The following is a 24,565-nucleotide window of genomic DNA, read 5'->3' on the forward strand; positions in this document are numbered from 1 at the left end:
CGGTAGTTGGTTGGCGTCAGCCAGGCCACGGTCCAGTTCTTAATGCCCGGCACGGTACACGTCTCCGCGGCGGCCTGGCTGTAAAGCCAGTCCTTCACGGTGCTGCCCGTCTCAATGCGCCAGTGACGAACCTGAACCACTGGCGGCGGTATCACCGGCAGAACGGGCGCGCGGGTTGTTGCCGGTGAAACCGGCACGCTTGCCGCCCCGGCAGCTTTTGATGTGGCATCGCCGTGGAACGGGTTACGTCCGGTGGTCGGCAGCGGTACAGCTTTCACCGCTCCGGCCGGAGCCGGTCTGACGGGCACGGCGGCAGGAACCGGGGGTGATATTGGTTTGTCTGCGCTGCGTGCCGTCTGCGCGCGCTGCGCGGGCTCTACGGTGACGGTGCCGGTTTTCGCATTAACGGTCGCCTTCATCCCGCGCCCGGCCAGCAGCTTGTCCACGACGAACGGCCAGCGATCGTTGCCCGTCCACTGCCACAGCTCGGGCGCGTCGGCGGAAACGGCTTTGTCGAACACCACCGTGTGTCCGGGCGGGATAATTTTGCGCAGGGCTGCACGAAGCGTTGGCGCCGCGCCCCCCTGACGCACGAAGCCGTCGGAAGGCCCGGCGCCCGCCGTGGACGATGGCGCTGCGGTGGCTCTGAAGACAGGGGCCCCGCCCGCCGCGACAGCAGGTTTCGACAGCAGCGGCGCGGGAGCTTTCGTGCCTGACGGTGAAGCCGGGCGCTGCGCGGAAGGCGTGCTCTGGTGAAGCCGGTACTGCATGGCGCTGATGTCGGCCGCGCTGCGCGAGAGGATGCCGTCCACCACGCTGCCCGAGGGCGGCCCGGTGATGACCGCCTGCTGCGCGCAGCCAGTGAGAAACAGGACCGGTATCAGCCCTGCCCGTTCGGTAAATGACATAAAGAGAACTCCGGATAACTCAGGGCTGCACCGTCTCTGCGGCGGCCGGAGCCGGGCCGGCAAAAACCGTGCGGGAAGGCAGGCGAAACCTGCCGGTCAGAAGGAGTGTTGGGGCGCCGGGTGCCTCCCGGTGCTCTGGCCAGACTGACAGACGCCAGAGCGGCATGACTTAGACTTGTAGCATCGCATTAATGAGTAATAAGACGATGTCAGTCTGACCGCGTGCGCTGGCCGCAGGTCCGCCACAACGAAAAGCACACTGACCGGTCAGGGTGAGTGCGCTTTTCGTTGCAGGGAAAGAAATGGCCCGGACACGCCGGGCAGACGTCAGGCGGAGAACGTTGCGCCAATAAGCCACACAAGCCAGCCGTCACGTACGGCGTGCACCGACACAACGGTATCGCCGTCTCTGAGCAGAACCCGCCCGTTAACCTGCGATTTGTCCCCGGGAGTGCGACTGCCGGGAGAGGACGCGCTGTCTGACAGGCTGAAGTTCACCACGCGTGACGGGAGTTTTCGTGTCTGAGGACCCGCCGTCAGCACGGCTGAGTAAGCACCTGAGGCGTTGTCAACGCTCAATGGCAGGCTGTCTCCGGACGCAGTAACTCCCCTGAGATTCGCGACAAAGACGGCAAGCTTGTCATGCTCCAGACGCTGCCGGATGGCATCTGCTGCTGGAGAGGTGATGACTTCAGTGTTATCAGAACTCAGCGACTCGGGTGTACTGTAGCGGACAGGCTGCAGAATGTCCTTTAGCCCGCGATCACCCGCGCTGACGTGCCAGACGCTGACGCTGAATGCACTGCAGTTCTGACATTCGCCAGCGGGATAAGCCTGCGGCGCCACGTTTTTTTCGTGGGGAAGGCAGGATGTCATGACAAGCGGAGAAACGAGCGCCAGCGCCAGACCGGCGCAACGGAGAAGTGTCTTATTCATGATTTTATTCCTTCAGAGGCCGCCCTTTTGTGAGAAGGGCCCGGCTGCGGGACGGGAGGTCCTGACCGGCTGGGACGAAGCGCACGCCGGAGGGATGCACGCAGGAACACAGAGCGTTTCATAAATTATTTCCGGCGCCTTCATTTAGCTTCAGACGCCGGTCTCTCAGAGAGCTACTACCTTCATCCTGAGCTTTATCAGACTTCTGGGGGCGAATGCCGTCACAGCGCTGATACCAGAATTCAACCCGTTCAGCCCGCGGGCTCACCAGGCCGAAGCGCATCGCCGTACGGAAATTCACGCTGTGGCGCAGCGCTCTGTCGACCTGCTCTGCGAGCAGCGCCCTGAACTCGTCAGGAGTGCAATTTCCTTTGATCGTCCGACAGGTGGTGCAGACGGGAACAATTCCCCCCTCAACGAACTCTTTACTGATAGCTTCTGCGTGCCAGCCCTGTGCGGGCAACATCTCACCACAGTAAGCGCAGCAGCCGTTAAACTGCCGCCGTAGTGCTTCGCGTTTTGATTTTGAAAGATGCATGATTTCACCCCATGAAATGCGCCCGCGTCCCCGGGCATCCGTTTAAATGAAACGATTAAAAGACTATCCGGGCAGACCCACTCGCAAGAGTGGGCCGGCACAGAATGCTCTGTGTCACTGTGCGTTTTGCGAATTGAAACCGTCAGGGATGCCCGTTCACGACCGCACGAAAGTGCAGGGCTAATCTTCTCCAGATACAGGTTGTGTCCGGCGGATCGCGCCGGGGCCTGATGCAGTAAATGCACCGATCGAACTGGATACATCGAATTTGTACGTAGGGGTATAACGGTTACGCTCCACAATTCCGACTTTGCGCGGTGCCCGTCAGCGAAATAAGCGACCTGAAATGCATGCCTCAGTCTCTTATTACCTGCCCCGTATTTCTGCGGGTTCCCCTGATGTGATTCTGGCCATGACATAGCCTCCGGACGTCTTCCGCGCATCGTTAAAGCTTGCCGGCAAGAGAGGACCTTGAGATCAGGGTTTCGGGCACGTTGTTAAAGAGCTGAGGCCGTTTTTGGGCAAAAAGAAGCCCTGCGCGAATGCGCATAATTCATCAGAAATGAGTGCCAGCAATTAATGAGCCGGCTCAGATAATCTATTAGTCTTTACTGCCGGTTCCGGCAGGAAAACGTTGCCCTGGTGTGGCAATCGATTCGAATAATTCAAGATGGTCTTCTAAGCGAAACAGCGCTTCTGTGACTTTCGCACGGCCGGATTTCTTGGCTGACGCAGAAAGTTTTTCGTTCAACTCCGTAGACATGTACAGCATGATTGCGATGCCTTTGTGGTTTTTGGGGGCTGCCATGTCAACTCCGTGTATGCGTTGTGTAAGCATTAAGTAAGTGGTCGCCATTAAATAGGATTGGTCCTAATTTTTAAAGGGGCCTCAAATCCACTGTATAAAAAACCAGTGGACTGAGAGCCATGAAAATTGTTTTTTTACCTTTAAAATCAGAATCTTATTCCAGAGAAAAATTTAATTTTTTTTGGAAAAAATTGTATTTTCTCAATCCATTACTTCAGTGAAAAATTAACTCAAATCTATTAGTAAGTAACTAGTAACAAGAACCTTTAATAAAAACTCATTACCTGCTTCAAGCCTGACGATGGCATTAGTAATTAAATTGTCAATCGAGTCGATGGGCCTTTTCAGGATATTCATTAAATGTCCCCGTGAATATCCTCCTGACATCAGAACACAGCACAGGATCTCGTCGTTTGATAATTTAGGAAATAGGTGTGAAAGACACAAAAACGCAGATGGTTCATCGACATCGTCTAAATGATATTTGAGCATAATTTGACGCAAAATGAATTGAGACCAAAAAACGTTCTTTATGAGAGGCAAAGTCGGTGTTTTAAGGTTTTTTTGGGTAAGTTCCAATGACCTCCTGACAGCTGTGGGACTCAGCTCTTGCAGGAATGCAGTCTCTGAATAATTAGCCCCCTAGTGAGTAAAGGCAGGAATTTGTAACTTGCTTAGCGGTTAATGCGGGAAAAAGCTTGCGTACAGGATTAAATACAATAGGATCCACGGCAGCCATGGCAGCCTCCAAGTCAGGTTGTTATGGTTAGCTGGTTGTACAGGGGTCCAGCCTGTGCAATCAGCGTCTTAGAACTTCAGTTTGGCTTATGTCTTTCTTTTTAAACTCCTCATGGTCGTGGTAAATCTTTGTTAACAGGACGCAAATATTGCTCGTCCCTGTTTTGAGGCTCTGCCTGCTTCACTTCTGACTGTACATTCTGGCCCCGCAAGCTTTCTTCAGTAGCGCGTACGTTGGCCATCAGTTTCGGATCGCTGACTTTAAACTCGTGCCCGTCACGCTTAATAATGTTCCGGACTACGCCAGAATACAGCACGCGGTTCACTGCTTTATCCTCTCCTGTCAGCGTCGTATTATCACCGCTGTGCCACGCAGTAATATCTGCAGCAAGGTCATTGTTAAAACGGTCAGACTTGGTGTCAGCCGCAGCGTAAACCTCAACCCTGTCACCAAAATCGGTAACTGCTGGCTTACCGTCGCGCAGGTAGCTGACCGTTCCGTCACGCAGCAGACGCGTTTCGTGCTCGCTTGATTTAAATGCTGGAACGTTGTCACCCGGGCCATAATGAATGACGGCGTTAGGTTCAGGCCACCCACTGTTCTGCATACGGGCGGCGCGCTTCTCACGATAAGCCCAGCCACGCATCTGGCTGAGTGCTGCAGCATCCCCTTTCACCGCTTCTCGCTCAACCCATGACTTCCAGCTCAGTGGACGGCCTTCTCCGGTTTCTTTGAGAGTCTGACGCTCCTCACGCAGTTGCAGACGCAGTTCGGCCATCGCCTTCATCTTTTCGAATTCGGCAACGCGGTACATAAGCTTGCGCATCAGTGGATCTCTGACAGTATCGCGGACGTGTGCTTTAGCAACCACGCAGTGTGACGCAATCTGGCGGAAGCGCTCACCCGCACGCAGATCAGGTTTCTCCCAGCCGGTACGATATGCATCATAGCGGGCACGCAGAATATCGCGTGCAACGGCGCGAGCTTCACGACGTTCTCGGCGTGCTTCCTGATCGCGCACGTGTAGCTGCGGCATGTAACAGGTTTGCATATGAAGCATACCGTCTTCAGGCCTTTCAGGATTATAAACGGGAGGTGCTGGCTGATACTTCCCGTGCTGACTGACCATAGAGATCAAGCTGATATCCGGATGTACGTCTGAGGCTTTCACACTGACGCCTTCCGGATTCATCAAATCGTAAACGGCAAGTCCGCCGTTCTGCTCACGGACTCCCAGCCCGCGGGTATAGAGAACATTATGGAGGCGATCCCAGCTGAGTTTATCCTGCGCAATCACGTCAGATAACACCTGCCGCGTTTCGCGTACTGCATAGCCGTGAAGACTTTCTTTATCGGAAAAGATTTCGCGCTTAGCAGCACCGCGAGGGGCAGAAGGCATGTCGCGGCGGGTACGATGGAGATCACCATACTGATCCATGTGCCAGCTGCCGTTATCCACGTTAAAACCAAACTCACGCTCCAGCACGCGGCAGCACTTCTGCAGCGTGTCCGCATCGTTCCACATGTTTTGTGCAGCATAGGTCTGCGGATGAACGCGGTTAGCCGATACGTGGCAGTGTACGTTGTCAGTGTCGCGGTGAATGGCGGCCACGTACTGATGCTCTTCCATTCCGAGCTGTTTAAGGCTGTAGCGAACGGAGCGGAAAATCGCGTCCGGTGACGGGTCTTCTTCGCCCTGCCAGGAAAGAATAAAGTGATACACCGCATCCTTACAGTGGCGGTTTTGTGAAGCGATCAGGTTCATTTCTGACGCAGCGGTATCGAGTGAGAAACAGTTGGTCTCACACGGCACTTCACCCGAGAGCACGCGCTGAATGCCCTCGGGTGAAATGCTGATGATTTCGCTTGCGGGTGCTGCACGTTTACGTCCGACGTAGTCAACCAGCTGACCAAATCCGGGCGTAGAAATGTACTCTGCACCCGGAGCCTGCTCTGCTGCATCAGGGGATACAACCTCAGCGCTTTTCTTTTCCTCGCGCGTGCTCACGTAGTTAACCAGCTTCTTAAAGCTGGTCTTCTTATCGCGGCGCTTTGGCGGGATGATCACGTTCATCAGTCTTTCATATCCTCAACCGGTACCGGCGTCATGTCCAGTGCGTTAATGGCGTGCTTGATGCTCGTCAGAACTTCGGAGAACTGGTGGCTCAGCTCGGTTGTCATGTTCGTCTGCATCTGGGTATACAGGTGTTTCTGCAGACCACCCAGACGCAGCAGCTCGTTCATCATGCGAATGTCGGTGCGCACGGTAATGCGTCGGTTGAGTGCCGTACGGCGAAGGTACTCAGATGTTGTGAGTCCGGCTGCAATCGCCTTCTTTTTGATGGCGTCAGCCTCAGCTTCCGTACAGCGCAGCTGGATTAGTGTGTTCTTCTGACGCTTTTCACTTTTCGACATAACTCAACCTTTTCACATTACCCGGGTGTCGGGGCGGAGCCCTGACCAGGTCGTTTTGTCATTATCGTCTGCGTGCAGGCGGTAATGACAAAACATTTCCTGTCCCGTCTTTTAATCAACTGTTCGTATTTTGCCACTTAGCTGGTCAGAAGTAAACCGGCGTCATGTGGGGTGAGGTACTGGAAATTCCCACGAATCCGGGGCAGAATCACGGTTTTCAAATGATTTCTATTGGAGTGGTTATGGCTACGCAGCAATTTTTCACACAACAGCAGATTGAAGAGGCAAAAACCAGGCTGGAAAACCTTCCGGATTTGTCGCCAACACGAATTACCAGAAATGATGCGCTGGAAAATCTCCGCTCCACCATTCTCATGCTGGCAAAAGAAAAGGGTTACACCGTAAAAGATATTAAGTCGGCACTGGATTCAATGAAGTTTGTTTTCAGTGAGCGGTCAATTTCTGAAATTCTCAAAGAAGATGAGAGCGGTAAAAAGCGTCAGGGCGGAAAGCTTCGAAGGAAAAGTGATTCAGTAAAAAATGCAGCTGAGTCCATTCAGCAGCAAAACTAATAACCACAAAAAGGGAGCCATTTTGGCTCCCTTATCGTTTGTCAGGACTTTAGTTCTTTCATTTTTTCAGCAAGTGACCAGAGAAAACGATTGGTTTTAATATCACCATCAATGCCGTTAATAGGGCGGGTTTTTGTTAGTCCACCTTTGGCCGTTCTCCCGCGCAAACCACCACGGATAACGTTCTCCTGTGTACGCTGATAAACAGTCCACAGGTCATCCGCGTTGTCTTCACGACGGCGTACCTGTAACAGCGAATCGGCACTGATTGGAACGTGCTTCCCGTCATAACGAAACTCCAGCGCCGTTTCTGCAAAAGCAGCCTGCTCGGCGCGATCGAGATGGATGCGCTTCATCTCTTCGCGTGAATGTTCGATATCCCCGAACCGGTCCAGAATTTCATAGGCACCCTCAATCACCTTACCAACAATGTCGCCCTTGTGCGGGACTCGGATTTGACCGAACACCTCGCCGCAAACCATACCGTTCGCACAGATGTGACGGAACTGGCCGGGGATCATCTGATAGCTGCTGCTGCCATCGTGGCTGTTAAGAAGCAGAATCTCTGAAACTTCTGAACCTTTAATCTGGTCGTGACGACGAAGGCGCAGAAGGTGCTTTGCGTGGTCGATGCGGTCAGCATCGCGCACACGCTGCTGGCAGGCGTAAAACGGTTCGAAACCTTCCTGACGCAGACGGGTAAGCAGAGCGATTGTTGGAATATAGGTGTATCGTTCGCTGCGTGATCCGTGCTTGTCTTCAGAAAAGACGCTCGGCACAACCTGCTTCAGTTCATCGTCTGTCAGCGGACGATCACGACGAATAGCACCCGCATTGCGAAAACCGGCAAACATACGTCCCATCATAATTAAATCCTCACATCAAAATTTTCAGAAGCCGCCCCGTGAAGGGCGGCGGGTTGTTGGTCAGGCTACGGCGCGGCGTATTTCAAGAGAGCGAAGAAATTCGCCCCACTCGCTGCTGCGCATGGCAGGTACGCGAACGCTTTTACGCTTGCGCACGCAGTGCAACACGTGGCGGCTGCGCGCACGGATTTCCGGCGAAATCGCCTTCGTTTCCGGATCGCTGTGGCGATGACGCACATGCACCTTCTTAACGCCGGGCTTTACATAACCTGCAACCGATGTGATGATGCTGAGGTCGGCAGTTTTCATGATTAACTCCATTTTTTCTGTTGACGATCCGGACGGTCATTTGATCGTGTCGTCCGGGGTGAAGGGGCGGAATTTCCGCCCTTTTTCTTTGCCGCCTGTCAGGACTCGCGGCGGATAACCGTATAACCAATATCGAATTCGTAAACGGCAACCGGCCATCGGTTGCGCAGGTAAAGCTTCAGGGCTTCAGGCTCTTCAGTTGGCTCATCGATCACGTCCAGCCCTTCAAACGCATCACCGGTCAGACCCGACGGCCCCAGAAATTCACCGCATGACCAGACGTATTTGCAGACGTCAAGAAACTGATTTGCTGTCAGCTCCGGGCCTGTAACTTCAGTACCTTCCAAAACGTTTTTCATCAGTCAGCCCTCATGCTGTGTGATTCTGTTCTGCAGCGCGTCGCGTTATCGCAGGACGGCGGCTGAAGCCAGAAAAGACCTCCTCTGACGCGGATTTTTCTTTTCCGGGCTTGCCTTTCGCGGCGAGGGCCGAGTAGCAACGACGAAGAGAGGGCATAAAGGGGCGGAGGCAAAAAAGTTTTTGTGGCCCTTTTGCAAAAAGTTTTTGACGGAGTGCATTTCACCCCTTTTTGAACGAACCGGCGGTGCTACGAAATGCCCTCCGCGTAAGGCACGACCGGAAAAGCGGGAAAGACGTCAGAAGGGGGAATTGCAGCCCGCAACGCGGGATGACAACAAAGTTCCGGCGGCTTTATGCCGGAACGGTGAAAGCAGACGGCGCAGCCGTCAGCGGCCGTTGACCCTGGACATCAGCCCGAAACCGCTTGCGGCCGAAACCCGAAGGGGTTCGGTGGCGCTTAGCGGCTTGCCGCTTAGCGACGTAGGGCTCGACGACCCGGCTTGCCGGGAAGCCGAAGGGGGCCCATGCTGTTGCTGTTGCTGTTGCTGTTGCTGTTGAATTGAATTTAACGGTGATCGGCGGGCAGAACGGATGAACAGAAAAGGTAAACGCACAGCATCATCACACCACAACGCAAAGGCGTGTTCAGCAGTACGGGGATGGCCGGTGCGTCAGCACCGGCTTTTCCCTGTCCCCTGGTTCGGGGTAAATGCTCAGGCGCCAGGCCCCGACTCTTTAAGCTGCCTGACAGCATCGGCAACGGCGTTTTCAATAATGCTGCTGAGCCTCAGGATCTCATCGTCCTTCAGGCTACGGTTGATACTGAATTCAACAGAATCTGTAACCAGCAGCGCATAGCCTTCCTGCGAACTTAGCATCGCGTCGGTAATGTCGGTCAGGGTCATCTGTTTACTCTCCCAAGGATTCAGAACTGAAATGCATCCGGGCCGTTTCCAGCAGCGATTCAAACGAGGTGGCGCAGCCGTCCGGATAGCAGTGCGCGCACAGATGCATCAGGTTTGCCAGCAGGTCAGTGATGGCTGTTTCTGCCGGTTCGCCATCGCCGTCAATACCGGTCGCGGCAGCAAAAAAGAGCAGCGTGGACGCTGCAACGCCGGTGCGGCTGGTGTTATCCGCTTCATACGGCAGCACATCGGTGTCAGCCGCTAAAATGCGCAAATCATCGAGATCAGTTTCAGCGTCATAAGATGCGGCAGCTGTTAATGAATGGTTCATAGAGGTTTCCTGGTCAGGCAGTCAGCTCTGCGGAGTCATCCGGAGCGGGTAACGAAAAGGGGCGGGGGCAACCCCCTGCCCCTTTTCGCATCAGGCGCAGATTTTGCGGTTATAGATGACTTTAAAATCGCTGCATTCAGCGCAGTCGCGCAGCGGCACCAGGCGCACCACGTTTTGCGCCACGCCGTTTATGGTCAGCACGCGCTCGATACCCGCGTGCCAGTCCTCTGCCGGATTCAGCGGGAACCAGAGATTGCTGTTGATGCCGCTCAGCAGCGGATCGCTGCAGACGTGTACCCCGCGACCGTAGCCCGTGTTTTCGCTACATGTCACGGTGAGCTCTCCGCGCACGTCCCGGGTGACCGCGCTGCGAGCCAGCTGCGTGACGATATCGTCCCAGCTCCAGTCACTGTCATCGGGCACCGGCAGATCAAAACAGCGCAGCGACTTACTACCCGCGCGCGCCATACGCTGGGCCAGCCCCATAATCGAGGCCTCGTGGCTCGCGGCGTCCGCGCCGGTTATCCAGTGGCCATTATGAAAAAACGCCTCATCGCCGTTATCCAGGCGGATAAAGCAGTATTCGCCCAGCACGCGTGTGATGTCAGCCTGGGTGACTGTCGGCAGTAAAACCGGGACGCTGAGGGTAATTTCGCTGCTCATGCTTTGTTCCCCGCCAGATTATTAATGGTGGCCACGAACTGGCGCAGACGTGAAACCGGCCAGGCGATTACGTGCGCCAGCTGGCTATAGCGCAGTGCGTTTACAAAAGTCAGCACCTGTGCGACGATTTGAGGGTCAAAAATCATAAAACTCTCCTGAGGGTTTGGTTTTGATAAGGCAGCCAGGTGGGACTGGCCGCCGTGGAAAAAACAGGGGAAACCCTGCTTTTTTTACGCCTGTACGTTGCTGCCCTGCTCCAGCTCAGCGGTCAGCCACTGGCTGGCAGCGAAAAACGCTTTTTCACCCTGAAGCCCGAAATGCGCCAGCGCGATGCGCCCTGCTTCACCCCAGACTTCCGAAACATCTGCCGGAAGCACAACCGAATCCGCTGGCACGCGCTGCACCACGGCACTGGCCAGATTTTCCAGAATGTGAGCCATAGAGCTCCGGCGCTGCCCCAGCGTCATCGCGACATCATTCAGATCGGTCAGTGCAGTCAGTTGCTCATTCAGGGACTGAGGCACGCCGCGGCTGTTGATGTACTTGCGCAGCCAGTAGCCCGCATCATGTTCAAAGCTGAAAGCCCTCCAGATAAGAGCGCCCAACGGCTCACGCACGACCAGACGGAAATGACTGCCCTGATCGTCTTCAATGAAAACGTTGCTGAAGGCGGCAGCGACATTTGCAGCCTGTTCGCGCGTAAATGCGCCGTCACCCAGCGCCGCTACGCAGCGCATTTCAGTGGTGGTGCTGTTCTGGGTTGAAGTCATGATGTGCTCCTGTCTGAAATTAATGATCCGGCTGACCGCCGCGCGGTGCCCGAAAAGCCCTTCTCTGACGCGGGTTTCTTCTTTCCGGTCTGGCCTTTCGCGGCAAAGGGCAAAGGAGCAACGACGAAGAGAAGGCATAAAGGGGCGACGACAAAAAGTTTTTGCGGCCCCTGGCGAAAAGTTTTTGGCGGCGTGCATTTCACCCCTTTCTGCCTGAACCGGCGGTGCTACGACCAGCCCTCCGCGCAAGGGCTGGCCGGAAAGCAGAGGAGCGTCAGAAGGGACGTTTCAGACCGCCCTGCGGGCTGGCCTTAAAGGCCCGGCGGGGGTTCGCCGGGACGGTGAAAGCGACGGCGAAGCCGGCAGCGGCTGTTGACCTTTGCCATCAGACCCTAGCCGTCAGGCCCGGAACGCGGTCCTTTGCGGTCCGGCGGAGCTTGCCGGCTTTGCCGGTTAGCGAAGTGGGGCTCGACGACCCGGCTTGCCGGGGAGCCGAAGGGGGCCATGGCCAGTGACGTGCGGGTGTGTATTATTTCAGGAAGGAAATGGCTGAAGCACAACAGCAGGAGCAAAGAGAGCAGGACAGAGCGACGTCTTTCTCCTATGAGTAAGCGCACGCGACGGAAGAAAGCCGGTGCGTCAGCACAGGTTTTTTACCGGCATAGCCGCGAATTTTATCTCTGCGCGCGCGATCTTATGCGGTACAGCGAAACCGCCACAATGGCCGCACCCATTATCATGGACAAAAGCGACAATAGCTGCCCATGGGATGAAGAGTACAGCATGATGTCAGCGCCTTCCGGTTCGCCCGCCGCCGGGTCAGCCAGCAGGTTCATACCGCCCCAGGCGCACAGAAATACGCCCCCTGCAGGAACGGTCATCGCAAGAAGTTTCATCACTAACCAGTCACCCGCTGGCTGCGGGTGCTTTGAGGCCAGCAGGCGCGCCAGCACGAAGCACATCGCGTAGCCGCACCAGTATGTCAGGCTGCCTGTCTCGCCCGGCGCCAGGAACTGAAAAGCCAGCGCATAACCCAGGCTTAGCAGGGAACCCAGCATTAAAAAACTCATCATCGTCTCCTCTCGCGCCGCGCGGTCAGGCAGCGCCGATATCGTCTTATGCAGATGCCGGGAATATCGTATGGATCCGCGTTACAGCTGCGCGAGCGTCCGCAGCGTGTCCGGGTTCTGCTGAACCATGCGGATCAGCAGGACGGCCTGAGCGTTAGGCTTAGCTCTGCCCTGCTCCCAGTTCTGATAGGTGGTCTCGCCCGTATGCAGATAGTGTGCGAAAACCGCCTGTGACAGGTTAAGTTTTTCGCGCACGTCGCGCAGCTCCTGCGGCTCGATAGTGACGGGTGCGCGCTTGCTGACCTTGTAAGTCTTGAGCGTGATTTTCCCGTCCTGGTGATCTTTCAGCTCCTCCATGCCCGTCATCAGCTCACTGAAAATGTCACGTTCAGTCATGTCTCAGCCCCTTTTTAATCACGTTAAGCGCCTCCGCCAGGGCGTCGCGCTGCTGTTTGGTCAGATCGTCGCGTTGATCCTTATCGTAGATGGTAAACAGGATGAACTGGCCTTTTTCGTTCGTCCAGTAATAGATAACCCTGATCCCGCCTCGTGTGCCTTTGTTCCGGCGCTCGTCCCTGAACCGGACTTTACGCAGGCCACCCGTATCCGGGATCACGTCGCCCTTTTCGGGGTCAGCCAGCAACATGTTCTGAAACAGCCTGAACTGATCGTCGTTCAGGTAGTCAGCCCGGTATTTCTGAAAGCTGGAAAGCTCAATAAATGTCGCGTGCATGGTTTTTCCCTGTCCCCAACTAAGGGATATTATATCCCTTAGTTGGGGACGATTCAACGATTATCCCTGATGAAACCCGGTTCAGATATTGCCGCCAGCTTGTTAGGAATGAGCCAGCGGTTCATGTCTTTCTGCGCCCTGTCCATGTGCAGGGACCGCAGGTGAATTTCGCCCGCCACCTCACAGGCAACGTCTCCGGCGTACGGCTGCAGGGTTTCCAGCCCGTTCAGTGACGGAAAGCGCCTCGCCCACGCGGCGATCATGTTCTTCAGGTCGTTTTCCGGGACGTCGTCACACCAGGCGGAAAACCAGCCGCGCAGCGTTTCCGGCGTACGGAAGGCGAGCTCTGTTTCAGCCTGCCTGATACGGTTCTCCAGCTGGCGCTCCCGGTAGTCCTCTGCCTGCCTCTCGCGCCGCCCGGCATGTCCTGCGGTCTTCATAGCGGCGTGTTTTGCGCGCTCCGCGCGGCGAAAAGCGGCCTCCGGAAACAGGACCGCTGCCAGCTCGCCCGGCAGCGGCAGCGGGCAAACCTCGCCCGCCGTACTGAGGAAGATATCCAGCGCACCTTCCCACTCGGGCAGCGGCGCGCGTTTTTCGCGCGGACGGAGGTAAATGCCCCGTATGCGGTTCAGCGTCTGGACGCTGACGCGGCTCCTGCCGCTCAGTTGCTTCATAAAAGCGGCGGCCCAGGGATGGCGGGCCAGCCGCGTCCCCCGCTGCTGTGCGTGCTCAACCGCCGCGATTGCCTGCAGCGCGGCCTGACGTTCCGGCAACAGGGTGACCAGTGAGTGTGATTTCGGGATCATGCGGCGTGCCCTCCCATCCGCAGCGCGGCGATCAGCTCACCGGCGCCGGTGAAGCCTGCCCGCGTGTACTCTGCGATTTTTTCAAGCTTTACGCACAGCGCCGCAGGGTCAAAGCGATAGCTGACGCTGAGAGGAACACGCGACCGGGTGCGGACATCTGTCAGCACTGCGCACCACAGCGGCGAATCTTCCGACGGGCTGACCAGCTCAACGGCAAGCCCGGACAGATCGGCACGGGTCAGCCGCAGGTGAACCGGGTGTGCCCCGCCCCACTCGCCGCGCATTTCGCAGTCAGTCTGCCAGCTTTCGGGCACCTGCAGCGCGTTCATCACGGCACCGCTCATGCGCTGGCGAAACGCCTCGCCCCGGTGGCGGTAGGCTTCAAAATCGCAGCCGGTAAACTCTGCAGGGTGTTAAGCGTAAATTTTTCTTCTCGGGTCATGATGTTGTGCTCTGCTCGATGTGCTGTTGTCCGGCCCTCTTTGCGGGCCGGTGCGGTATCCGGCAGGGGCGCCCCTGCCAGCCGGGCCGGTTTTATTCCGGCTTGTACGCCATGAGGCGCACCACACGAACCCCGGTTCCCGCAAACATGCCCTCCATCGGCGCGGACCAGCTGCAGTCCCAGCCCGGCAGCAGGTCTTTGCGGTCGCTGCCTGCGGGCATAATGGCCGCGAGGCGTCCGCCGTTCTTCACCAGTGCCGCCGCCGCGCTGAGGTGCGCCACGGCGCGCCCTTCGCTGTACGGCGGATTCATCACCACCACGTCAAACCGCTGATCGGTCACATTTGCCCAATCCAGAAAATCGGCTTCGATCACCTGGTGGCCTTTGGCCTCCAGCACGCGGCAGTGCAGCGGCGAAATCTCCACGCAGGTTGTTTGTGCCTGCGGCATCAGGTCAGCAAGGCCGCCCATGCCTGCGCTCGGCTCCAGGCAGGTTTCACCCTCGCGGATGTCCGCTTCGTCCAGCAGCTGCGCGGCAAGTTCGCCCGGTGTCGGGTAAAACTGGTGTGTTTTCTTTTCCGGCAGCGCGCCGGAAAGCTGAATATCTTCAAGCGCCGTGGTCGGGTCGTAATCGAATTCAAACCAGGTTAAGGCGTTGAGGTTCTTTTTTACGCCGCCCAGGCTCAGCAGCACTTTTTCAGCTTCCGCACGCGCGGCCTTATCCTCGTCCGAATAGCCTTTAATGCGGCGGTTAAAAGGATTTGTCGTCACGGGCGGGAGCGGGTCTTCCCGGCGGTTGCGCTGCTGTGGCTCGGTGCGCTCTGTCTGCAGGTCGCTGAGCACGGCCAGCACGGAAAACGGCAGCAGATTTGTGTGTAGATCATAGGTTTTCGGCTTCGTGCGCGGCTTCTGGCGGTGCTCCGCCGGGATGGCCGCCGGATGCAGATAGGCCAGAATATCATTCAGGCGCCAGGCCATGTCCGGATGAATTTCAAGATGAATGGTGCCTTTCAGAAAGGCTTTCACGCGCAGCGCGCCGCCGTCGATCGCTACCCACTCCCCCGAGCGGTCGCGCGCGATTTTCAGAATTTTATTGGTCGTGTTAAGGCCGGTCGCATCACGCCCCATAAACTTCGCGATCACTTTGCGCAGGTCGTCCACGTAGCCTGTGCGCTCGTAGTTGCACATGCCCCACTGATCGAACATGCATTCGATAATCATGCGCTTGCTGAAGCCTTCCGGGCGGTTGGTCACGTGGCTGCGTGACAGGCTGCGGAAAATACCGTCAACGCGCTCGGAGAAAAATTTCTGACGTGAGAAAAGCAGTTCGGAGAGCGTCGCGCGCACCGCGTTTTCCTCAAAGTCCGGCGCTTTCTTTGCGCGGATCTGGTCGTTCCAATCGTTGCGGCGGTCGTTAGGCATGTACTCGTAAACGTCCGTCAGGTTCAGCGCTTTCTGCCAGAAATCGGCATTCAGGGCCGCTACCGCGCCGGGCAGGTCGAATACCACGCGAACCGGCGGCATATTCAGACGTGAATCGCGCACGTTACCGCACAGAAAATACTCCACCGCCTCGCCGTTACCGCCTTCACGAATTGTGGCCGAAATATTCTTTAATTTTGCGTACATGTGTTCATAGCGGCCCAGCAGCCCGTCAATGACGTCAGTTTCAACGGGCGCAAAAAAGGTATCTGAAATCACTTCACCGGCGGCGGCGATCGGTGCGCGTTCTGTGGTCGCATCAGAGGTGACGTTCACGAGGATGTTTTGCATGGCATGGCTCCTTAAATCCGGCTGAGTAGGTGCAGCTCGCGCTGCGGACCCGAAAAAGACCTTCTCTGACGCGGGTTTTATCTTTCCGGTCTGGCCTTTCGCGGCGAGGGCCGAGTAGCAACGACGAAGAGAGGGCATAAAGGGGCGGAGGCAAAAAGTTTTTGTGGCCCTTCCGCAAAAAGTTTTTGACGGAGTGCATTTCACCCCTTTTTGAACGAACCGGCGGTGCTACGAAAAGCCCTCTGCGAAAGACCAGGACGGAATGCCGTAAAAGCCGTCAGGGACCGCCCCGGCGGTCTGCCCTGAAGCCCCGGAGGCCTTTTCCGGGGCGGTTAACGCACCGGCGCAAGCCGGTTGCAGCCGTTGACCTTCGCCATCAGACCGAAACCGCCTGCGGCCGAAACCCGCAGGGGTTCGGTGGCGCTTAGCGGCTTGCCGCTTAGCGACGTAGGGCTTGACGACCCGGCTTGCCGGGGAGCCGAAGGTGGAGCCATGCCCTTTAAGTGGATTTTTAATTTTTATAGCTGCCCGCAATCGCTCTCCGGCTCCGGCTGAAGGCATGCGTTTCTATGCAGTTTCTGAGACTGACGGCGGTAAAAAACGGCAGCTCAGGGTAATAAATATCGCTATCCTTCACACTGTAAAAACGAAAGTTAAAACCATTGAATTCAATAACTTTCTGTATAGTCCTGTCAGATTTCTGCTGGCTTCTATATCTCTGTGTCCACGCCTTATTTCTGTTTTCAGCAGCACGGGAAGCGGCGCCGAAGGCGCCGCATAGCGGCCGCCGCCCTCAGGCGGCTGGGGTTTTCACGCGCCCGGATGTGGCACAGGGCTTCCCTGCCCTGCCCCGCGCTACCCGCGCATGGCATCCTGTGCCTGATGGATAGCCTCCGCAGTGTCCATACCCTCGCCCGTTTCGCCAGCCTTTCCGGCCAGCTCCAGCAGTACCTTCAGGCTCGCGGCCGGCAGGGTGACGTGCCGCGCTGACTGCCTGTCGCGGCGAACCTGACACGCCAGCTCACGCACGGTATCCCGGCCTATCCCGTAGCGCCGGTGATCATCAAGCTCGCCGATCTCATCCAGCACCGCGTGCGCCTCCTCCTCCGTCAGTGCCATTGAATCCGCAGAATCCTGAACGTCCTCCTCCGTCCATACCAGGATGGTGAACGGAGTGCCCGGCTGAAAGGTCTCCAGCAGCCAGGCGCAGATTTCATTTACGTTACCGTGCATCGTGTTATCTCCTTGTGCGCGGCTCTGCCGCCCCTGTTAGTGTTCAGTCAAGCGCGCGAAAAATAGCGGCGGCTTCGGGATGAGTTTCTGCCCAGACCATCAGCTGGCGGTGGCGGCGGCAAAACAGCGCACACAGCTCCTCCTCGTCGTGGCGGTCATACATCCAGCTGCGGTGGTTGAGAACCAGCGCGGTGATGATGATCCCCGCCGCGTCAGCGGAGACCTCTGCCACAGACCAGTTTTCGGGATTCTCAAACCGCCAGGTGCCATCCGGCGGGATCATGTATCCACCGCCCTGCTCCAGGTGAACAAAAGTCCACTCACCGCCGTTGTAGTTCGTCAGATAGCGCGCGGCGTACAGATAGACGTTGTTTTCGGCGCGCATAAAATCATCGCCGAACAGAGAAGGCAGAAAGCGCAGCTTTACGAAGCCGTCCAGAAAACGCGCCGCCTGAGGCGCGTGCAGTGCTGTGTTCATAAGAAACCTCCGCAGGTAAAGGGGATACAGTTCCGGCCTGTGCCGTGCCTGAATGACAGCCCGACGGACAGAGGCGTGATCAAGAGCGACGACGAGGCCGCAGCGCAAGCGAACGGAGGCGTGATTACGCACGGCGGCGACGCGAAGCATGAGCGGAGACGCGACGGGAGTAAGCGCGCAGGAGTGAGTGCGAACGGGGGAGGAGGAGAGCCTGCGGCTCTTGAACACGCCGCCGTCGGGCTAAAGTGAAGGCACGGCACTGGCCGCAGACCGCACGGACGTTTATTCCCGCACGCCGCCGGCGTGCATAAACGGCGGAGCTCGCGACATCCTTTTTGTCTTGTCCACATCCGGGGTGCATATCCGCCCCGGAACCCTGTGGATACATTTGTGCAGGCCAGGCAACGGGGGGAATATCCGGGGGCGGTTGCTTTTTAACCGCCCCGCAGAATCCCGTCACCTGCGCAGACAGCCCCGCAGCTGCTCCGCCCGGCGGCCTGCATCCCTCAGGGAATCGCAGATATCGTCAATTGCCAGCAGCGTCAGTCGCACCGCGGGGGCGTCGCTGTCCCGCGGCCAGCGCTGGCGCATCGCGTGGATCCGCAGGAACAGCTCGGTCAGGGTCTCGTCGATATCGGCCACGTCGTCAGCCAGACGATCGGCCGCGTGTTGTTCTGTCAGATTAAGCATTTATCGGTCTCCGTTATGCCGCGCGCGCGGCGCGATGTGCGTAAAGGCGGCGCAGGCCGGCCGCGTGGTAATCCTCCAGGAGCTCGATTCCAATCCAGCGGCGGCCGCATTCCTGTGCGGCAACGCAGGTTGAACCGCTGCCCGCAAACGGGTCCAGTACGATCGCGCCGGGCTGGGTGAAGGTTTCAATCAGCGGCCGCAGCACGCTGACCGGTTTTTCAGTCGGATGATGGCGGTTGCCGGTGTACTGCCAGGGCATGACGTCAGGAAGCGGCTTTGCCGGCAGCTGCGGGCGGCCTTTGGCCAGAAGGTACGCACTCTCGTGCTGGTAGCCGACGAACGCCGACTTAGAGGCGTAGGGTTTGGTAAAGACCAGGTGGCCGACGACGCGAAAACCTGCGGCTTTCCACGCCTGCATAAAAATGTCCACGCGATTCCAGCCGTAGAAGCTCACCGCCAGGCTGTCATCTTTAAGCACCCGGTACATCTGCTGGCTTGCCGGCAGCACCCACTCGCTGTTTACATCATTCGCAATCGAGCGGCCAGAACGATCCTTAAAGCCGACCAGGTACGGCGGATCGGTGAGGATGAAATCAATGCTCTTATCCGGAAAGCCGCCCATAACCTGTACGCTGTCGCCGTGCATGAATCGAGACATAGTGATGCTCCTGTGTATGAAGGGGCACCGGTAGTGGTGCCGTGACCTCCACACAGACGGGCGATAAGCAGAGCAAACAAGGGCGGACGCGGAAGCCGCACGCGCCGCCGGAGCGGACTGAATGTTCCGCGCACGGCGGGGAACGGGTGAGCAGGACGGCGCCAGCTTACCTTGTTTGCGAAGCAGCCCGGCTACCGTGAGGGCACGGCACTTTATACCCGCCGTTTTCCGGCCGCAGGACGGGATACGGCATGAAGGTGGAGCGCAGCGACGTCTCTCTCCTTTCCGTAAAGAGCGCCGCCCGCGGGCGGCCGCCTTAATTACTTCAGCTACCTGCGCGCCAGCACCGTGTCGGCACAGTGGCGCAGGAAATACCAGCTGAGGCTGTTCTCAGCGTCGAGCGTGTTGTCAGCGAGCGCCAAGGTGGCCACCACTTCCTCCGGCGTGAGCTCCGGGGCCACGTCTTCTAAGTCGTCAGCTATCCAGAAGTGACCCACGCAGGGCGTGTCGGGGGCAAACCTCTGCAGATGCTCGATCAGTTTTTCAATGGTCAGGGATGCATGCATTTTCTGTCCGGCGGGCCTGCGCCCGCCGCCTCCTGTTCAGCCGCCGTAGCTGGCCACGTTGTCAATGATCCATGCCGGGCCCGTCACCTCACTGAACCCGAACTCGTCTTCCTCATCGCCCCACTCCAGCGAGTCGCAGCACTCCCCGGTCTGACAGCCCGCTTCATAAACAGCCCATCCGCAGTAGCTGCTGCCGGACTCGGCATACCAGTGCTCAACGGTGACGCCGTAACGCTCGCTCAGCGCTGACAGCACGTCCGGCGAGGGAGGCGACCAGGGCGTATCAAAATCAGCGTCAAAAGTGATGAGCCCGGAGTGCGACACGTCAAGATTGTGCGCGTGTGGCCACTTTGTGCCGCAGCGATCCACTACGTCGGTAAACCCGTCCGGCACACCGTGGAGCAGGCGTCCGTTTTATCCGTTTATCTCCGCATCAAGACGCGGCGGGATCAGCTGCAGCATGTCGAACGGAAGTGCCTGCAGCGGCAGCGCGTCTTCGCGGCACCGGCAGTCCCACGACTCGCTGAGGCCGTTATTACCCCGCATCCAGTACCAGTCACCGTGCTTTATCTGCCACAGCCCGGCGATCACCGTCTGCTGCTCTGCAGAGAGCGATGACCACGTCATGCGCTGCAGACCGCTGGCCAGCCACAGTTCGTGCAGCGTGTTGCAGATTTCCGGCGTCAGCTCTGCGCCCTCACGCAGCTGCGCCACCCACTGCGTAAAAGCGCGGTTCTGCGGAATATCGCTTCCCGTCCCATTCACCAGAGCGGGATACGGGGCATAGTCCGTCGCTTCCACCGGGCGCAGCAGCCCGGCACAGCCCGCCAGAAAGAGCTGGATCCCTTCTGCCGCCGCCCGCGCGTAAAGCGGAACGCCCTCCCCGCCTTCAATCAGCGCCAGCGCATTCTTTACGTGATATTCCGGGCCTGAAACCCGCAGCCTGTTGGCACACCAGTTTGGCATGTTGACTCCTCCGTTAAGGGTTGCACGGCACCATCTGCACCGTGCCGCCACGGAAGCCGGGCGCAAAGCGGAGCAGGCAACGGGCGAGGGAGGAAGCCGCACGCGCCGCCGGAGCGGACTGAATGTCCCGCGTATGGCGGGGAACGGGTGACGACAGACCCCTTGCCGGCGCAGCGGCCCGGCTAAGGTGAAGGCACGGTGCAGGCCCGATGGCACAGAGGGAGCTTGCATGGCATTTTTAGGAACGGCCGCCGGCCTTTGCAGCGCTGTGGCGTCACGCATGTGGGAGAAGAGAATGAATCCCGGATGATTAATAACTTCTAAAAAAAGTGCAGTTTCTGCACTTTTTGGAGATAATAAAACGAGACTGATGGGCAAGGAGAAGGAATATGACGGGTTGGCAACTGAGGCTCTGGCGCCGGGGCCTGCTCTGGAGCCGTGACAGGGCCGCAGCGGAGCTTGGGGTAAGCCTTCGCACGTACAAAGACTACGAGAACGCAGAACGTGTAAAGCGATCGGTGGCGATGGCCACTGTCACGCTGTCGCTTATCAACGTTATGCCAGCGCTGAAATCCGACCAGCTCAGCAAGGACCTCCTGCTGCAGATGCTTCAGAAAATGACGGCCGAGGTCTCAGGAAAAGAAACTGGAAGCGATTTTGGCAGGTGAGCGGGTAACGATGCTGTTTGCATTAAGCCGACAAGGCGGACTGACGTCAGGCGAATGTCCGCCATGAGCGAAGAGCGGAAGTTCAAAAAGGCCCGTAATTACGAGCCAGTAAAAATGGCATCTGATTTTACTTACAACTCCATCAGGGCCCTTTCGTTAAAAGCGTCATATTTCAGAACCTCACCCGTCATTCGCCCCTGCCATCGATGAACAAAAGCAAGCGTATCCGCGGATTCAAGATGGGCGTTCAGTGCTGCCTGATCTTTCCAGCGCTCAGATATGAGCAACTTTCCAGCAGAATAATCTTTCACTGCTATATCATAGGAATAGTTTCCTTCGCGCTGTCGCACTGCTTTAGACAGAGACTGTGTATCGCTCACAAATGCTACCAAATCCTCAGGCCTGACGTGAATGTAACCGCTGATAATAAGCATCCTGGTATCCTTGTATTGCCATCTGCCTGAACTCAACTATTGGCCTGACGGAAAAGTGCTCATCAAAAGTTAGTGAGCACGATCTTGCCCTGAATGCTACCCAGTGCAGCACGCTGATGAGCAGCGGACGCCATGGCTAATGGGTAAGTGCTATCAATAACAACCCGGATAGTTTCCTCGTCCAGAAGGCTGCCGGCAGTAGCTAGTTGTGCACCATTTGAGCGTACCTGCGTGATTGAAACCGTAATGTTCTTTCTGAGAGCCTCCTCCTGTCCGGCAAACCCCAGAGGGTTGACGAGAAACAATGCGCCTCCCGGTTTGATACACGTCAGGAAGCGCTCCATGTTTGAACCGCCAACGGCATCAATAACAAGATCGACATTTTTTACAGCGATTTCGGCTGCTATTTTTGTGTAGTCAATAAACTCATCTGCCCCCAGCTCACGCATAAGCTCCTCATTTCGGGATGAAGCCACGGCGATTACTCGCGCACCTTTCCACTTGGCTATCTGCACCGCAAAATGCCCAACGCCTCCACCGGCACCGTTTACCAGCACCGTCCGGCCTTCTAATGGGACAGGTGTATGCCTGAAGGACTGAAAAGGATTGGGGGCATCGTGACCCAACTCGACAAGGAACTGCCAGGCGGTAAGTAGCGACATCGGCGCACCCGCAGCCTGAACATGTCCGATACGTTGTGGTTTCATTGCCAGCTCAGAGGAAGGTACGCTCACGTAGTCAGCATAGGCGCCACTGCCCTGCATTATCCCCTGAGGAAAACGCACCATTGAATAAACCTCATTGCCTATGGTGAATTCCGAAACATCCTCTCCGACGGCTGCGACTACGCCTGATATATCTGTTCCCAGAATGAGCGGAAATGTCGGGGCAGGCCACCATTCAGGCGGGAGCGCCCGGTAACCGTCGCGCAAATACCAGTCCGGTGGATTAAGGCCGGCCGCATATACTTTAACAAGGACTTCATTGCTTCCCACCTCTGGACGGGTTGTCTCGTCATACTGCAGGTTCTCAGGCCCACCAAATGCATGAAGCTGTACTGCTTTCATCATGTCAGTCATCACAATCTCTCTTAAAGGGAATCAGATGACAGATGATAAGCCTAATATCTGGCATTGATAATCAGGCTGAATTTCGCTTTAATTGTGTCATGAAGGAACAAATAGGTTTTGAAAGACTCACAGGTTTAATTGCATTCGCTCGTGCTGGCGCTCTCGGCAGCTACACTGCTGCTGCCCGTTCCCTGTCAGTTTCACCTTCAGCAATCAGTAAGAGCATCCAGCGGCTGGAGACGCAACTTGGTATTACCCTGTTTACCCGAACGACACGCTCGCTGGTTTTAACCGCAGAAGGCCGTGAGCTTCACGAGCGGGCGTTACGATTGCTTCAGGATGCTGACGAGATTGAGCAGATAGCGAAACGCTCTCGCGCGGAGCCCGCAGGGACACTGCGTATTGCGGCATCGTATCCGGTCGGTCTGCATATGATTGCTCCTGCACTTCCGCAATTCTGCGCGCTTTACCCAAAAGTGAAAATTGACTTGCGGTTGAGCGACCGCGTAATCAGTATCGTGGATGAGAGCATTGATATTGCCGTCCGGCTTGGCGATCTTGGCGATTCAAATCTTCTGTCGCGCCGTCTCTCGCCTTACCGGCTGGGGTGTTACGCCTCGCCTGAATATCTTGCCAGTTGCTCTGCCCCTGAAAATCCAAACAACCTAATGAGCCATAAAACGGTAAACCTGCGTTATCAACATACAGGGCAGCTTTTTCGATGGCCTTTTCAGGTTGGGGGACGGGAGACAGAGATTTTGCCATCGTCAGATGTTGTTGTGGATGCCAGCGAAGCCGTATTAGCCTTAGTTGCTGCAGGAGGCGGAATAGGAATGGCGACGAGTTTTATGGCTGATACATGGGTAAAGAATAAAAGACTTGTTCCGGTTCTCTCCGATTTTGCTGTAGAGCGGCATAATATTTCGGCACTCTGGCATGAAAGTCGGCGGTCTAATCCAGCTGTTCGTGCATTCCTTGATCATCTGATTAAGCATTTTTAAATTAATTGAGCCCCTCTTGACCTGCCCCCGGTATTAGATACAACCGTCAGTTAGTAATGTCGGTTTTGATGCCTCAATACGTCATTAAGCCGCCAGATTTCACTCCAGACCACTGTTACCCAGCTGGCGCTGTAATAGTTGAATTCACTTAATTCCGTTCAGGTCAGTAAAGACTTCATGCTGCAGATGCTTCAGAAACTGACGACCTAAGGCTCAGGAAAATAAAACTGGTCGCCATTCAGGCAAATGAGCGGCTAAACGACGCTCATTCAGCTTAGAGGACTTGCCAGATAAATCCGCCTCAATAATACTGTATATAAAAACAGTATCCATTTAAGGAGGATTTTAATGCGCGACGTACAGACAGCAATTGCATTACCGCCTGATCATCTGCAGAGGGCTGCTCTATGAAACAGGCAGCATGTTCTTCGGATCTCACTGTGCTCTGGCCACCCATCTTTACGCCCAGAGTCCGCGTGCCGCTCTACGCGGAGCCCTGCGCGGCCGGCTTCCCCTCCCCTGCACAGGATTACGTCGAAAAAGAGCTCGATCTCAACGAGCTCTGCATTCGCCGGCGCGCGTCGACGTTCTTCGTGCGCGCCAGCGGCAATAGCATGCAGGATCTCGGCCTGTTTGATGGCGACGTCATGGTGGTTGACCGGGCAGAAGAGGCCACGCACCACGACATCGTCATCGCGGAGGTAGACGGCGAATTCACGGTCAAGCGCCTGCAGCTGCAGCCGTGTCTTGCGCTGCTGCCCATGAATCCGGCTTACCCCGTCATCTATCCGGAAGAGCTGCAGCTGCTTGGCGTGGTCACATGGTTTTTTAACAGTACGCGCGCGCGCCGGAGGTAAC

At 56.8% G+C, this 24,565-nt stretch carries 31 protein-coding genes and 2 pseudogenes; 4 read left to right on the plus strand and 29 right to left on the minus strand.

Annotation, left to right across the window (positions count from 1 at the left end; genetic code table 11):
* The 6 genes from ACVLVH_RS22275 to mobA all read right to left on the minus strand — a co-directional run.
* A partial coding sequence (locus ACVLVH_RS22275; protein WP_498950041.1) for a TcpQ domain-containing protein occupies positions 1 to 908 on the minus strand: 908 nt, incomplete at its 3' end.
* 327 nt (positions 909 to 1,235) lie between these two features.
* Positions 1,236 to 1,844, minus strand: a complete 609-nt coding sequence (locus tag ACVLVH_RS22280) for a hypothetical protein (protein WP_498950042.1) — start codon at positions 1,842 to 1,844, stop codon at positions 1,236 to 1,238.
* A 118-nt stretch (positions 1,845 to 1,962) separates the two neighbouring features.
* Positions 1,963 to 2,382: an HNH endonuclease gene (locus ACVLVH_RS22285; RefSeq protein ID WP_498950044.1), complete on the minus strand. Its 420-nt coding sequence runs from the start codon at positions 2,380 to 2,382 to the stop codon at positions 1,963 to 1,965.
* Between the two features lie 601 nt (positions 2,383 to 2,983).
* Positions 2,984 to 3,190 (minus strand): TraY domain-containing protein, encoded by a 207-nt coding sequence (locus tag ACVLVH_RS22290; protein ID WP_498950046.1) that lies wholly within the window; start codon positions 3,188 to 3,190, stop codon positions 2,984 to 2,986.
* Positions 3,191 to 4,038: 848 nt separating this feature from the next.
* Complete coding sequence (traI, locus tag ACVLVH_RS22295; protein ID WP_498950048.1) at positions 4,039 to 6,003, minus strand: TraI/MobA(P) family conjugative relaxase; 1,965 nt, start codon at positions 6,001 to 6,003, stop codon at positions 4,039 to 4,041.
* Entirely contained in the window at positions 6,003 to 6,344 is a 342-nt protein-coding gene (gene mobA / locus ACVLVH_RS22300; RefSeq protein WP_497821215.1) for a plasmid mobilization protein MobA, read from the minus strand. Before mobA ends, traI begins: the two co-directional genes overlap by 1 nt.
* A gap of 242 nt (positions 6,345 to 6,586) precedes the next feature.
* Between mobA and ACVLVH_RS22305 the strand changes: the two genes are divergently transcribed.
* The gene (locus tag ACVLVH_RS22305; RefSeq protein ID WP_498950050.1) at positions 6,587 to 6,916 is read left to right on the plus strand and encodes a hypothetical protein; all 330 of its coding nucleotides are present in this window, start codon (positions 6,587 to 6,589) and stop codon (positions 6,914 to 6,916) included.
* A 41-nt stretch (positions 6,917 to 6,957) separates the two neighbouring features.
* On the opposite strand, the gene ACVLVH_RS22310 is transcribed toward ACVLVH_RS22305, so the two are convergent.
* The 21 genes and pseudogenes from ACVLVH_RS22310 to ACVLVH_RS22410 form a co-directional block, all read right to left on the minus strand.
* On the minus strand, positions 6,958 to 7,779 hold the full coding sequence (locus tag ACVLVH_RS22310; RefSeq protein WP_498950129.1) for a DUF932 domain-containing protein: 822 nt from the start codon (positions 7,777 to 7,779) through the stop codon (positions 6,958 to 6,960).
* 63 nt (positions 7,780 to 7,842) lie between these two features.
* Positions 7,843 to 8,091: a hypothetical protein gene (locus ACVLVH_RS22315; RefSeq protein ID WP_222235171.1), complete on the minus strand. Its 249-nt coding sequence runs from the start codon at positions 8,089 to 8,091 to the stop codon at positions 7,843 to 7,845.
* 98 nt (positions 8,092 to 8,189) lie between these two features.
* A complete protein-coding gene (locus ACVLVH_RS22320; RefSeq protein ID WP_222213679.1) occupies positions 8,190 to 8,450 on the minus strand; it encodes a hypothetical protein in 261 nt (86 codons plus the stop codon).
* Between the two features lie 714 nt (positions 8,451 to 9,164).
* Positions 9,165 to 9,356 (minus strand): hypothetical protein, encoded by a 192-nt coding sequence (locus ACVLVH_RS22325; RefSeq protein WP_280173362.1) that lies wholly within the window; start codon positions 9,354 to 9,356, stop codon positions 9,165 to 9,167.
* A gap of 4 nt (positions 9,357 to 9,360) precedes the next feature.
* Positions 9,361 to 9,687: a hypothetical protein gene (locus tag ACVLVH_RS22330; protein WP_498950052.1), complete on the minus strand. Its 327-nt coding sequence runs from the start codon at positions 9,685 to 9,687 to the stop codon at positions 9,361 to 9,363.
* 90 nt (positions 9,688 to 9,777) lie between these two features.
* Complete coding sequence (locus ACVLVH_RS22335) at positions 9,778 to 10,350, minus strand: hypothetical protein (RefSeq protein ID WP_280173360.1); 573 nt, start codon at positions 10,348 to 10,350, stop codon at positions 9,778 to 9,780.
* Positions 10,347 to 10,496: a succinate dehydrogenase flavoprotein subunit gene (locus ACVLVH_RS22340; protein ID WP_280173359.1), complete on the minus strand. Its 150-nt coding sequence runs from the start codon at positions 10,494 to 10,496 to the stop codon at positions 10,347 to 10,349. The genes ACVLVH_RS22335 and ACVLVH_RS22340 overlap by 4 nt, the downstream gene beginning before the upstream one ends.
* A gap of 375 nt (positions 10,497 to 10,871) precedes the next feature.
* A pseudogene (locus ACVLVH_RS22345) lies at positions 10,872 to 11,120 on the minus strand (DUF905 family protein); the annotation flags it as partial.
* A gap of 674 nt (positions 11,121 to 11,794) precedes the next feature.
* Positions 11,795 to 12,193, minus strand: a complete 399-nt coding sequence (locus ACVLVH_RS22350; RefSeq protein ID WP_498950055.1) for a hypothetical protein — start codon at positions 12,191 to 12,193, stop codon at positions 11,795 to 11,797.
* A gap of 78 nt (positions 12,194 to 12,271) precedes the next feature.
* A complete protein-coding gene (locus tag ACVLVH_RS22355) occupies positions 12,272 to 12,586 on the minus strand; it encodes a helix-turn-helix domain-containing protein (protein WP_280173356.1) in 315 nt (104 codons plus the stop codon).
* On the minus strand, positions 12,579 to 12,923 hold the full coding sequence (locus tag ACVLVH_RS22360) for a toxin (RefSeq protein ID WP_094111544.1): 345 nt from the start codon (positions 12,921 to 12,923) through the stop codon (positions 12,579 to 12,581). The genes ACVLVH_RS22355 and ACVLVH_RS22360 overlap by 8 nt, the downstream gene beginning before the upstream one ends.
* A 53-nt stretch (positions 12,924 to 12,976) precedes the next feature.
* Positions 12,977 to 13,729 carry a plasmid SOS inhibition protein A gene (locus ACVLVH_RS22365; RefSeq protein WP_498950057.1) on the minus strand — a complete coding sequence of 251 codons (753 nt, stop codon included), beginning with the start codon at positions 13,727 to 13,729 and terminating at the stop codon, positions 12,977 to 12,979.
* Positions 13,726 to 14,118: pseudogene (locus ACVLVH_RS22370) on the minus strand (conjugation system SOS inhibitor PsiB family protein); the annotation flags it as partial. The gene ACVLVH_RS22365 and the pseudogene ACVLVH_RS22370, both read right to left, overlap by 4 nt.
* A gap of 145 nt (positions 14,119 to 14,263) precedes the next feature.
* A complete protein-coding gene (locus ACVLVH_RS22375) occupies positions 14,264 to 15,943 on the minus strand; it encodes a DUF4942 domain-containing protein (RefSeq protein WP_498950058.1) in 1,680 nt (559 codons plus the stop codon).
* Positions 15,944 to 16,798: 855 nt separating this feature from the next.
* The gene (locus tag ACVLVH_RS22380) at positions 16,799 to 17,176 is read right to left on the minus strand and encodes a DUF1380 family protein (protein ID WP_498950059.1); all 378 of its coding nucleotides are present in this window, start codon (positions 17,174 to 17,176) and stop codon (positions 16,799 to 16,801) included.
* Between the two features lie 43 nt (positions 17,177 to 17,219).
* Positions 17,220 to 17,654 carry an antirestriction protein gene (locus ACVLVH_RS22385; protein WP_222235265.1) on the minus strand — a complete coding sequence of 145 codons (435 nt, stop codon included), beginning with the start codon at positions 17,652 to 17,654 and terminating at the stop codon, positions 17,220 to 17,222.
* A 456-nt stretch (positions 17,655 to 18,110) separates the two neighbouring features.
* A complete protein-coding gene (locus ACVLVH_RS22390) occupies positions 18,111 to 18,344 on the minus strand; it encodes a hypothetical protein (RefSeq protein ID WP_222235264.1) in 234 nt (77 codons plus the stop codon).
* Between the two features lie 13 nt (positions 18,345 to 18,357).
* Positions 18,358 to 19,002, minus strand: a complete 645-nt coding sequence (locus tag ACVLVH_RS22395; protein ID WP_498950062.1) for a DNA methyltransferase — start codon at positions 19,000 to 19,002, stop codon at positions 18,358 to 18,360.
* Positions 19,003 to 19,331: 329 nt separating this feature from the next.
* Positions 19,332 to 19,568 (minus strand): hypothetical protein, encoded by a 237-nt coding sequence (locus tag ACVLVH_RS22400; RefSeq protein WP_498950064.1) that lies wholly within the window; start codon positions 19,566 to 19,568, stop codon positions 19,332 to 19,334.
* A gap of 36 nt (positions 19,569 to 19,604) precedes the next feature.
* The gene (locus ACVLVH_RS22405) at positions 19,605 to 19,892 is read right to left on the minus strand and encodes a DUF1281 family ferredoxin-like fold protein (protein WP_498950066.1); all 288 of its coding nucleotides are present in this window, start codon (positions 19,890 to 19,892) and stop codon (positions 19,605 to 19,607) included.
* 90 nt (positions 19,893 to 19,982) lie between these two features.
* Positions 19,983 to 20,534 (minus strand): DUF1281 domain-containing protein, encoded by a 552-nt coding sequence (locus tag ACVLVH_RS22410; RefSeq protein WP_498950067.1) that lies wholly within the window; start codon positions 20,532 to 20,534, stop codon positions 19,983 to 19,985.
* Between the two features lie 389 nt (positions 20,535 to 20,923).
* Here ACVLVH_RS22410 and ACVLVH_RS22415 point away from each other — a divergent pair, with 389 nt between their 5' ends.
* Positions 20,924 to 21,202 (plus strand): helix-turn-helix domain-containing protein, encoded by a 279-nt coding sequence (locus ACVLVH_RS22415; RefSeq protein WP_498950069.1) that lies wholly within the window; start codon positions 20,924 to 20,926, stop codon positions 21,200 to 21,202.
* Positions 21,203 to 21,333: 131 nt separating this feature from the next.
* On the opposite strand, the gene ACVLVH_RS22420 is transcribed toward ACVLVH_RS22415, so the two are convergent.
* Together ACVLVH_RS22420 and ACVLVH_RS22425 are read right to left on the minus strand one after the other, a co-directional pair.
* Positions 21,334 to 21,636 carry a putative quinol monooxygenase gene (locus ACVLVH_RS22420; RefSeq protein ID WP_498950071.1) on the minus strand — a complete coding sequence of 101 codons (303 nt, stop codon included), beginning with the start codon at positions 21,634 to 21,636 and terminating at the stop codon, positions 21,334 to 21,336.
* Between the two features lie 62 nt (positions 21,637 to 21,698).
* On the minus strand, positions 21,699 to 22,715 hold the full coding sequence (locus ACVLVH_RS22425) for an NADP-dependent oxidoreductase (RefSeq protein WP_498950072.1): 1,017 nt from the start codon (positions 22,713 to 22,715) through the stop codon (positions 21,699 to 21,701).
* A gap of 89 nt (positions 22,716 to 22,804) precedes the next feature.
* On the opposite strand from ACVLVH_RS22425, the gene ACVLVH_RS22430 reads away from it, so the two are divergent.
* A complete protein-coding gene (locus ACVLVH_RS22430) occupies positions 22,805 to 23,707 on the plus strand; it encodes a LysR family transcriptional regulator (RefSeq protein WP_498950131.1) in 903 nt (300 codons plus the stop codon).
* A 407-nt stretch (positions 23,708 to 24,114) separates the two neighbouring features.
* Positions 24,115 to 24,564 (plus strand): translesion error-prone DNA polymerase V autoproteolytic subunit, encoded by a 450-nt coding sequence (gene umuD / locus ACVLVH_RS22435; protein WP_498950074.1) that lies wholly within the window; start codon positions 24,115 to 24,117, stop codon positions 24,562 to 24,564.
* Position 24,565: the final 1 nt, after the last annotated feature.

The organism is Kluyvera sp. 1366 (genome assembly GCF_054823405.1).